This window comes from Affinibrenneria salicis (assembly GCF_008710095.1).
In genome coordinates, this window is sequence record NZ_VYKJ01000030.1 from 1 (window position 1) to 9933 (window position 9933).

Here is a 9933-nt window from a genome sequence, read left to right on the forward strand (position 1 = left end):
CTTTACCGAAAGGGCCAGAGGCAAAAGGCTATTTCCCTGAACAGGAAATCCTGTTTTCATGCATTCAGTCTTTAATAAAACATGCTGGATCTGTTTTTAATTAATTACCGACCAATTAGTGATTTTCCGTCAGAGTTTCTCTTGCATTCATTCTTTTGGCTTTTCAGTATTTCATGAATTCAGGAGATCTTATGATCATCAGCTTTATCAGCCAGAAAGGTGGCGTCAGCCGTTCAACGCTCGCCCGCGCCACTGCCGTTGAACTCATTCACTCAGGCAAAAAAGTACATCTCGCCGATCTGGACAGCCAGCAGCAAACGTCCGCCAAATGGGCGGAGCGCCGCGACAACGCCGGTATTTCTCCCGCAGTGGAAACCGGCGTTTATCGCCGTCACGACGTGGCGCTAAAAGTCGCAAACAGTTATCAGTGCCTTATCATCGATACCCGTCCATTTGTCGATATCTCCTCTCTCGATATCGCCCGTCAGTCAAACCTCGTCGTGATCGCCACCGGCACCTCGCTGGATGACCTGGAACCCTCACTGCTGTTGGGCCATGAACTGGTGCACAGAGGCATTCCCCACAACCGGTTGTTTTATGTGGTCAGCAAAGCGCCCAGCCAGGCCGAAGGCCGTTCCGCCTGTCAGACCATCACCGCCTGGCAGTTTGCCTGCGCGCACACGTTCCTCACGTTTAAACCGGGTTACAGCATTGCACTGGATGCTGGACTGTCCATCACAGAAACGCCGTGGAAAACGTTGAACCGACGCGCAAAAAACGTGATCCACGAAATTTGTGGTCGTGCAGCCCGTCCCCAGCCTTAATTTCTTCCTGCCTGAAAACAGGAAAGAAGAAAAATCGGCATTCATGATTTCAGGCTCTTTCGGCATTCAGGACTTCCGATATGGCAAAAAAATCCGTACTCAAGTTGACGCCCCTTGCACCCCGTCCACTGGAGGTAACGAGCACCGAGCACCAGACCGACAATACAAAACCCATTCAGATCCGCATCGATCCCCTGATGCACCGGGAAATCAAGGCGTTTGCCGCCGAGCAGGGAAAAACCATCACGGCATTTTTACTGGAGTGCTACCAGTTTTACCGCCAGATGAACAAATAACATCATGACAGGTCACCATCATGAAAACCGGCATTCATGCAAAACTGAAATGGCTCACCAGCAAAAAGTCAATACCCGAACCGGCAACAGCCCCTGTCTATCAGGAAATCACTACCGGCTGGCTATATCCGCAGAAAGCAGAAGCGCTGCTCGTCACCCCATTGCGCCGACAACTGATGAAAATCATCTGGCAGAGAACATCGTTACCCGTCGCATTATTCAAGGAACTGTATCAACGCCCGATTGCACGTTTTTCCGAACTGGTACAACAGTTCCCGGCCTCCGAATATCATCATCACTCGCATCCGGGAGGGTTGCTGGATCACACGCTGGAGGTCATGGCATTTGCGGCAAAGCTGCGCCAGCGCCATCTCCTTCCCGTTGGCGCGGCGCCGGAAGATCAGGCCCGAGAAGCCGAAGCCTGGACAGCGGGGATACTTTATGCCGCTCTGCTGCATGATATCGGAAAAATAGTAACGGATATTGAAGTCATGACCGACGATAACCAGCGCTGGTTGCCGTGGATGGGGCCGCTGGCGCAACCCTATCGCCTGAGATACCAAAAAAACCGCGATCACCGGCTCCACCCGGCGATCGGAAGCCTGCTGGCCCTACAGATCCTGCCGGTTTCGGCGCTCAACTGGCTGGCGCAGTACCGGGAACTCAACGAATCCTTCCTGTATTGTATCAGCGGCCATTATGACAACGCGGGTGTACTGGGTGAACTGGTACAGGAAGCGGATCGCGCATCAGTGGCACAGTTTATGGGGGGCAATGCCAGCCAGACGCTGACCCGCCCGGCATCCTCGCTGCCGGAACAACTCCTCTCTGCCCTGCGGGAACTGGTGAGAGCGGAACTCAAGCTAAGTAACCCAAGTTCAGGCTCCGATGGCTGGCTAACGGACGACGCGCTTTGGCTGATCAGCAAAACCACCGCCGACAGAGCGCGGGCGTGGTTGTTGCAACAGGGCGTAACCAGCGTACCTGACAGCAATGTCCGGTTATTTGATGAAATGCAGGCGCATGGGCTGATTGTTCCCACGCAGGACGGTAAGGCGGTCTGGTCATGCACCGTCACCGCTGACAGCGGCTGGACGCCGGGCCGCCCACTAACATTGTTGCGCCTAGCGCCATCACGGATCTGGCCGAACTCAGAAGATCGACCCACGCCGTTTTCCGGAAAAGTGATACCAGGTAGTACGGCGACGACCATAGCCACTGAAAGAGGAAAAGCTGACAGCCAAACCGCTCCCGACATTACTGCACCTGAAAACGAACTCAGTGAGTTGGCTTTTTCTCTGTTTGCACCACCGGAACAGGAAATCGATAAACACATCCTGCCCGCATCGACAGATATAGTTGATGAATTACCGAAAGTTCAGCCCGGACAGGCAGAAGCAGAGACAGGCGGCAGGGAAAACGTCAGTCGGCAACCAGAGACGCCACGTCCCGTTGCCGTACCCGAAACCGCTCAGGTTACGGATACCGGTTTTATCGACTGGCTCAGGGAAGGCATACGAACCTATAAAATTGCGGTAAACGACACGCTGGCAAGGATCCATATGGTCGAAGGCAAAGCGTTTCTGGTCTCACCGGAAATCTTTAAGCTGTACGTCAAAACCACTACCGGCGCAACCGGCGATGAATGGAAACAGGTGCAGAAAGCATTCCAGAAACTGAAACTCCACCAGCGCGGCAACGATGGCATCAACATTTTCGTTTGCGAAGTGAAAGGTCCGCGTAAAACGCGTCGGGTGAAGGGGTATCTGCTAAACAGGCCGGAAGATATATTTGATGAAGCTGTGCCAGAGGATAATCCTTATTTGTCGGTTGTTACGGACATTCAAAGCGGTAGATGACTTTAACCATATAGCGCTATTATCAGACAGTCGGGTATGGTTAAGGGACATAAAGGAATACATACGACCCGCCCAGAGCGTTCCCCACGATATACCTTACGCGGAGATTAAACTGCGAATTTATTTTACTTACCCATGTTAATCCAGAAGTATAATTTACCTTCATGCTAAAAATTAGAGTTATTGACTTATTTTTAAAGCACTGGTTATTTGTACATTGAAAAGGAAAAAAACAGACACATTTATAAGCTATCTTTCCGAGAGGGAGTTAGCGATGTCTGACGTAAGTGCAGTGAATGATTACAACGTTCGGATACTTAGTCTGAATGGTGGTGGGGCTAGGGGGATGTTTACTATCAGTGTCCTTGCAGAGATTGAGAGGATACTTGCCAGTAAACACCCTAGCCAAGACATCAAAATTGGTGACTATTTTGATCTCATTACTGGAACATCAATAGGCGGTATATTGGCTCTCGGGCTTGCTACAGGCAAGAGTGCTCGCGATCTGGAACGAGCCTTCTTCGTTAAAGCGAATGACATTTTTCCAACCAGATGGTGGCTGACCAACCTGGTTAAGTCACTTGTTGCTCCTATTTACAGTAGCTTGCCCCTCCGGGAAACCGTTGAAGAAATGATAGGAGCTGAAACCACCTTTAATGACCTGACCCGGCGAGTGATGGTTCCGGCAGTAAACCTGTCAACAGGAAAGCCGCAGTTTTTCAAGACACCACATACCCCTGATTTCACCCGCGACGGGCCGCTAAAATTGATTGATGCCGCGCTCGCAACCTCCGCCGCACCAACGTACTTTGCCCCGCACTATTGCAAAGATCTCCGCGCGTATTTTGCTGATGGGGGTTTGGTTGCTAACAACCCTAGTTACATAGGACTTCTGGAAGTGTTCAGGGATATGAAGTCTGACTTTAATGTAGCCCACAAAGACATACACATACTCAATATCGGTACTGTCGGTGAAGAATACTCACTTAGTCCAAGGCTTCTGAGCAAAAAATGGTGGAGTGGATACTGCCACCTGTGGGGAGTGGGTAAACGACTGGTGCTTACAACCATGACGGCTAACCAGCATCTTCATAAAAATATGCTCCTGCGTGAGCTTACTCTCCATGACGCGTTCGATAACTATATCTACTTGGATGAAGTTATCCCCAATGAAGCAGCCAGTGATATCACTCTGGATAATGCCACGAAGAGTTCCCTGGAAAATCTAAGCGCAAGGGGAACACAACTCGCTAATGTGCAGTTCGCTCAGAATCAGAAGCTTAAGAACTTTTTCACTACACCTGCAAAACCCTTTAGGCGCACAATCGCGCAGGAGATACTCTGATGCGTTGGGATTTTAACAATTACTACAGCCACAATGTGGATGGCTTAATCAGTAAACTCAAACTGGGAAAGACTGAATCCGATAAACTGAAAGCGCTTCGCCAGAAAGTCCGTGAGAGAACGAGAGATGTATTTAAGGAAGCCCGGGAAGTCGCTACTGACGTCAGAAGGCAAACATTGACACTTGAGAGCGTCAGGTTAAAACTAGAGCAAACGAATGTTCGCTACCTCTCGCCCTCAGACCGTGCTGATCTTGCACGGCTCATTTTTGAAATGGAAGATGAAGCACGAGATGATTTCATCAAATTTCAGCCTCGTTTCTGGACTCAGGGAAGCTTTCAGTACGATACGTTAAACAGGCCTTTTCATCCGGGGCAGGAAATGGATATAGATGATGGTACCTATATGCCCATGACCGTATTTGAATCCGAACCTAGCATTGGCCACACTCTGCTACTTCTACTCGTAGATACTTCACTGAAATCGTTAGAAGCTGAAAACGATGGATGGAGATTTGAAGAAAAGAATACATGTGGCCGCATTAAAATTCCTCATGAGAAAACACACATTGATGTGCCTATGTATGCGATCCCGAAAGAGCAATTTCAGACCAAACAAACCGCAGCAGATTCTGCACACGTCATAAAGGCAAATTCGATGTTTGAGTCTGTAGCTATGAATAGGGATTTGCGCGAGGCATATGTCGTTGAGTCCGACAAAGTCAATTTAGCACTACGTGATGGGGTAAAAAGGTGGTCGATAAGCGACCCAAAAATTGTTGAAGACTGGTTTAACGACAGTTGCAAGCGCATCGGAGGGCACCTTCGTTCAATTTGCCGCTTTATGAAAGCCTGGAGAGATGCTCAATGGGAAGTTGGAGGCCCTTCATCAATCAGTCTGATGACTGCCGTGGTAAACATCCTCGACAGAGAGGATCATAATGGTTCCGACCTCACCGAGACGATGAAACTCGTTGCCAGACTACTGCCTGATGAATTCTGTAGTGGTCTGGAAAGTCCCGACGATACTGATGACAAGTTACTGTTCCCGGCTGAATGCGATCATAATGTACACCAGAGAACCATCGTTGAAACTATGAGAAGCTTACAGGGTATTTTACTTGATGCTGAGAGCTCAGGCAGCAGAGAAGATGCGCTACATAAAATGAATGAAGCATTTGGGAAACGAGTAACTAATGCTTCGTTAATCACATCAATTGCTGCGGCTCCGGCATTTCACAATTTGCCATCTAAAGAGCCTGCACCCGTGAAAATCAACAAAACGATGGTAAGTGGCTGATGGAGGAAGGGCTACTTCATAAAGTGATGACAGGTTGCGGGTATCGCTATACACGTGCTCGCAATCTGCCTGAGAAGGCTATTCTGCACAGCCAGGATCGTCGGAAAGGCTTTTATACGAAAGAATACGAGACTATCGCAGGTAACTTTAATATTGCTCTTGTGATCCACTCTGACCCATTTACTGAACTACCGATAGCTTGCATTTTTGAACTCCCTGAGCAATTCAGAGACCGTCTTATGCCCCATGTCAGTCTTGAAGGGATCCTATGTTATGTAGAACAAATGGAGGCGGACTGGGATTCCAACGACCTAGAAGGAACATATAGAGAAGTTGATACACAGATACACAGATACACAGAACTCTAGTTAACTCGGTATTAGCAGCTATAGAAGGGCAGAATGATAAGAGAGAACTGGAAGGCGAATTTACCACATACTGGCGACCCAGTGAGAGCCTGTTTATTCTGTCAAACGCAAGCCGGGAGACAAAACTTAAAACTCGTTTGTCGAAATCATTAACGCCTGATGGTACCCCCAGACTGGAGTATATAACGGTTGAGGAATCGTCACCGGAGGACTCGGAAAGTGTTATTACAAAATGGCTTAAGCAAAGGTATCTCCACCTGAGCTCGTTAAAAGAATACCTTATCAATACGCACTACATTTCTGTAAACCCCTGCCGCCTTGCCGGGATGAAATGGCCACCGGCTTCATTTCGGGACTTATTGGATTGGCTTGAAAAGGCGGATCGCAATGCCAGAGATAGAGTCATTGAACACATCAAAGCGGAAGGCAAGAAAAGGTACATTTTTCTCTTTGATATTTTCAACCAGGATATCTTTGCTATTTATGTTGAGTTCAACACAAAGTCTATTGATTTCAGGAGACATAAGAGATCAGCCAAAAACTCAACCGCCAAATTAGCTACAATGTTGGGTGGCAAAAGCGTTTGTACAGCGTATCAAAGACTGGAGGTTATTCGTGCGGATATTGCGACATTACTTAGCCGAAATTCCCGGCGAGAAGGGGCAGCAAATCTATCAGAAAAGTGTATAGCTCTGGTCGGCTGTGGAACAATTGGTGGGTATCTTGCGGAATTATTACTCCGGAACGGGGCTGGATGCGGTAAAGGTTTCCTGCACCTCTATGATGATGATTTATATAAACCAAGTAATTTTGGTCGCCATCCCTTATCGTCACATGATTTTGGGTGGCCCAAATCCCTTTCACTTGCAACAAGACTCCAGGACTCCGTGCATTTACAGACGAAGGTTGTCGGATTTATAAAACAATTCACTATCAGTACTGATGTAATGCAGAAATACGACATTATTATTGATGCAACAGGCCGTCCTCCGGTATCCAAGCGTATGGCTGCGATAGTAAGAGAGATTCCCCCAGAGCAAAGACCAATAGTTATTCACGCATTTAATGATGGTAACGGACGAGCATCAAAAGTTTTAATCGATGACGGTCGAAGCTGCTATGTGTGTATGGTTTCTAATCCCGCAAAATACCGCAACGAGATCGATTCACGATTTTACAATCTCGATATATCAAGTGAAAAAAGCAAAAGCTGTGGTAGCACTTACACACCTTATGATGCGGCGGTGAGTAGTATAACTGCATCTTTAGCTCAACTGGCGGTGTTGAGTATTCTCGAACCCGAGCTGAAGTGGACTTATAGTGAACATATGCTTGAGGGTGGACGTTCGCTCAAACCTCAATTTTTGCCACGCCAGCCTAACTGCCCTATATGTAATGAACATAAATGAATTGGTATTCATCGATGATTTTAACAATCATGTCGTTATCATGAGTGAGGTCGTGCAACGGCTCAATTCATATCGTCAAATGCATTATGCTAGTACCGAGGCTGGAGGGACCCTGATAGGAGAACGCCGGGGGCAACACATTGTCATCACTAACATTTCGGAGCCCGGTTCTGGTGATATCAGGTCACGTAATCAGGTAGATAGAAAAGGTGTTCACCATCAGCAAAAAATTGACGAATTATTTCAACAATCAGACGGCTTCCTTGTTTATTTGGGCGAATGGCATACACATCCCGAAGATTTTCCGCAACCATCGTATACAGACATAAAATCTTGGCTGACCGGGCTAAAAGTAACTGAACCAATGGTCATGCTTATTGTGGGCAGAAAAAGAGTATGGGGAGGTAAAAAATATTGTAATGACATAAAAATTTTAAAAGAGAAAATAAGTAATAGCCAGGATTAATGGCCCATATGTATTAGCTATATTAGCTCATAGCTGCTCTGAGATATTAGCCGCCATTAACTACTGGATATTTTGTGGATACTGTCCTGTCAGATATTTCAAGTTCGGAACGGCGGCGCTGACCTGTCAACGCTGTACGGTTATCCGTCTGATATCCGCAAGGCGATTTACACCACCAACGCTATTGAGTCGCTGAATAGCGTAATCCGGCATGCGATTAAAAAACGTAAGGTGTTCCCATCAGACGACTCGGTAAAGAAGGTGATATGGCTGGCGATAGAGACGGCGTCAAAGAAATGGACAATGCCGCTGAGGGACTGGCGGTTGGCCATGAGCCGCTTTATTATCGAGTTCGGTGATCGTGCGAGCGATCACCTTTAAATGAGATGGCGATTAAACAGAATCGTGGACAGGCTCCAAAAATGAAAAAGACGATCCGTTTTCCACAGCGGATCGCCCTCACTGGATAAATTCTGCTACAGCATTACTGCGCGTGCCGATTCATTAACTTTTCGCCCCCACCACTCCATAACCTCAACACGCTGCGAGAGATATGTGGAGCGGTTATAAGCGGCCCGCGTCTGATTGGTATCGACATGCGCCAACACAGCTTCAATCACATCCGGTGAAAATCCGGCTTCATTCATGGCCGTACTGCCCAAGGCCCGAAAACCGTGCGATACCAGTTCTCCCCCCAGTCCCATGCGATGTAAAGCCTTATTGACCGTTTCACTGTTCATCGGCTTGCTACGCTTCCCTCTGCCGGGAAAAACGAATGCCGAGTGCCCGCTAAACGGTTTAAGCCGCTCTAGTAGCACCATCGCTTGCGGTGACAGCGGTACTTGATGTTCACGGCGCTTCTTCATACGCTCTGGCGGAATGGTCCAGAGTTTTTTTTCCATGTCGATTTCACGCCACATAGCCCCGGCCGCCTCGCCGGGACGAACCAATGTCAAAAGTTGCCATTTCAGCAGATAGCGCGTCATCAGGCCCAGATTGGTCGTTTCAATGCGCTGCATTAGTTCCGGCAAACGTTCGGGACGAATGGTTGCCATATGCTGTTTCTTCGGCTTCTCAAACACCTTACCAATCGTGGATGCCGGGTTGGCATCAAGAAGCCCGGAATTGACCGCGAATACCATGATTTCATTGATACGCTGCGTCAGACGGCGCAGGGTTTCCAGCGCACCACGTACCCGTACCGGTTCAAGCGCGGCGATCAGTGTGTGCGCTTTCAAGTCAGCCACAGCTATCTGTCCAATTACCGGAAAAACGTCACGCTCCAGTGAACGCCAGATATCGCCGGCATGAACCTCGGAAATACCGCTGTTTTTTTTAATGGCAAACCACCTCGTTGCCACATTAACGAACAGGCTGTCTTTGGCTCTTTTTTCCTGCTCAGCCTCGTCCTGTTCCTGTTTTTTGGGGTCGATACCTTTGATCAAAAGCGAGATATATTCATCATGAAGGCTACGCGCGGCCGCCAGCGTCATGGAGGGATAATGGCCCAGCGTGATATTGGTACGCGTTGAGGAATTTGGTCGCTGGTAACGAAAACGCCAGATTTTCTTGCCCGTAGTCCTGATGGAAAGTGTCAGACCATGACCATCAGGCAGTTCATAATCTTTAGCGGCGGGTTTTGCTTTTTGTACTGTGACAGCAGAAAGCAGGCGGTGTGTTGCGGTCATCGTTCACTCCTTAGTTGTCGTTAAAAAACCAAACGACGGGAATGGTGTAATGTCCTGTATCCGCAACCCTTTCTCAGCCACAAAACCAAAATGGCCTACGAAATTTCTCTTTCCTATGCGTAGGCCATTTTGTGGGCCATTTCGCGCCGGATACCCCGATATGCAGAGGGTATCATAGAGACGAAAAAAAACCGTATGCCTTTGACAGCGATACGGTTTTCATTCATCCAGAGATGTATAGGAACATCCCGGAATAGATAAGTGGCGGAACGGACGGGACTCGAACCCGCGACCCCCTGCGTGACAGGCAGGTATTCTAACCAACTGAACTACCGCTCCACCGATTTCTTTTCGCTCTCCGGCTTTTCGCCAAAGACGCG

At 48.3% G+C, this 9933-nt stretch carries 9 protein-coding genes, 1 tRNA gene and 1 pseudogene; 9 read left to right on the forward strand and 2 right to left on the reverse strand.

The genetic code is table 11. The features are described 5' to 3' along the window. Positions 1–191: 191 nt before the first annotated feature. From FJU30_RS26260 to FJU30_RS26295, 9 genes and pseudogenes are all read left to right on the forward strand, one after another. On the forward strand, positions 192–824 hold the full coding sequence (locus FJU30_RS26260) for a ParA family protein (protein WP_199379562.1): 633 nt from the start codon (positions 192–194) through the stop codon (positions 822–824). Positions 825–904: 80 nt separating this feature from the next. After that, the gene (locus FJU30_RS26265; protein WP_121590240.1) at positions 905–1120 is read left to right on the forward strand and encodes a hypothetical protein; all 216 of its coding nucleotides are present in this window, start codon (positions 905–907) and stop codon (positions 1118–1120) included. A gap of 20 nt (positions 1121–1140) precedes the next feature. Then, the gene (gene mobH / locus FJU30_RS26270; RefSeq protein ID WP_150437884.1) at positions 1141–2979 is read left to right on the forward strand and encodes a MobH family relaxase; all 1839 of its coding nucleotides are present in this window, start codon (positions 1141–1143) and stop codon (positions 2977–2979) included. A 274-nt stretch (positions 2980–3253) separates the two neighbouring features. Further along, positions 3254–4324: a CBASS cGAMP-activated phospholipase gene (locus FJU30_RS26275; protein WP_150437885.1), complete on the forward strand. Its 1071-nt coding sequence runs from the start codon at positions 3254–3256 to the stop codon at positions 4322–4324. Beyond that, positions 4324–5622 carry a CBASS cGAMP synthase gene (locus FJU30_RS26280; RefSeq protein ID WP_085690037.1) on the forward strand — a complete coding sequence of 433 codons (1299 nt, stop codon included), beginning with the start codon at positions 4324–4326 and terminating at the stop codon, positions 5620–5622. The genes FJU30_RS26275 and FJU30_RS26280 overlap by 1 nt, the downstream gene beginning before the upstream one ends. Before the next feature lie 26 nt (positions 5623–5648). Continuing rightward, positions 5649–5990 carry an E2/UBC family protein gene (locus FJU30_RS27400; RefSeq protein ID WP_223881716.1) on the forward strand — a complete coding sequence of 114 codons (342 nt, stop codon included), beginning with the start codon at positions 5649–5651 and terminating at the stop codon, positions 5988–5990. Between the two features lie 137 nt (positions 5991–6127). Beyond that, complete coding sequence (locus FJU30_RS26285) at positions 6128–7399, forward strand: ThiF family adenylyltransferase (protein WP_223881714.1); 1272 nt, start codon at positions 6128–6130, stop codon at positions 7397–7399. After that, on the forward strand, positions 7386–7865 hold the full coding sequence (gene cap3 / locus FJU30_RS26290; RefSeq protein WP_085690033.1) for a CBASS system CD-NTase/cGAS isopeptidase Cap3: 480 nt from the start codon (positions 7386–7388) through the stop codon (positions 7863–7865). The genes FJU30_RS26285 and cap3 overlap by 14 nt, the downstream gene beginning before the upstream one ends. Before the next feature lie 123 nt (positions 7866–7988). Then, a pseudogene (locus FJU30_RS26295) lies at positions 7989–8246 on the forward strand (transposase); the annotation flags it as partial. 95 nt (positions 8247–8341) lie between these two features. Here the strand turns inward: FJU30_RS26295 and FJU30_RS26300 are convergent. Both FJU30_RS26300 and FJU30_RS26305 read right to left on the reverse strand, forming a co-directional pair. Beyond that, the gene (locus tag FJU30_RS26300; RefSeq protein ID WP_150437886.1) at positions 8342–9553 is read right to left on the reverse strand and encodes an integrase domain-containing protein; all 1212 of its coding nucleotides are present in this window, start codon (positions 9551–9553) and stop codon (positions 8342–8344) included. Between the two features lie 262 nt (positions 9554–9815). Then, a tRNA-Asp gene (locus FJU30_RS26305) sits at positions 9816–9892 on the reverse strand. Positions 9893–9933: the final 41 nt, after the last annotated feature.

Bases quoted from the DNA above. Each gene is read 5' to 3' on its own strand.
- FJU30_RS26260 (WP_199379562.1), top strand. From the start codon at position 192: ATGATCATCAGCTTTATCAGCCAGAAAGGTGGCGTCAGCCGTTCAACG.
- FJU30_RS27400 (WP_223881716.1), top strand. From the start codon at position 5,649: ATGACAGGTTGCGGGTATCGCTATACACGTGCTCGCAATCTGCCTGAG.
- FJU30_RS26265 (WP_121590240.1), top strand. From the start codon at position 905: ATGGCAAAAAAATCCGTACTCAAGTTGACGCCCCTTGCACCCCGTCCA.
- cap3 (WP_085690033.1), top strand. From the start codon at position 7,386: ATGAACATAAATGAATTGGTATTCATCGATGATTTTAACAATCATGTC.
- mobH (WP_150437884.1), top strand. From the start codon at position 1,141: ATGAAAACCGGCATTCATGCAAAACTGAAATGGCTCACCAGCAAAAAG.
- FJU30_RS26275 (WP_150437885.1), top strand. From the start codon at position 3,254: ATGTCTGACGTAAGTGCAGTGAATGATTACAACGTTCGGATACTTAGT.
- FJU30_RS26280 (WP_085690037.1), top strand. From the start codon at position 4,324: ATGCGTTGGGATTTTAACAATTACTACAGCCACAATGTGGATGGCTTA.
- FJU30_RS26300 (WP_150437886.1), bottom strand. From the start codon at position 9,553: ATGACCGCAACACACCGCCTGCTTTCTGCTGTCACAGTACAAAAAGCA.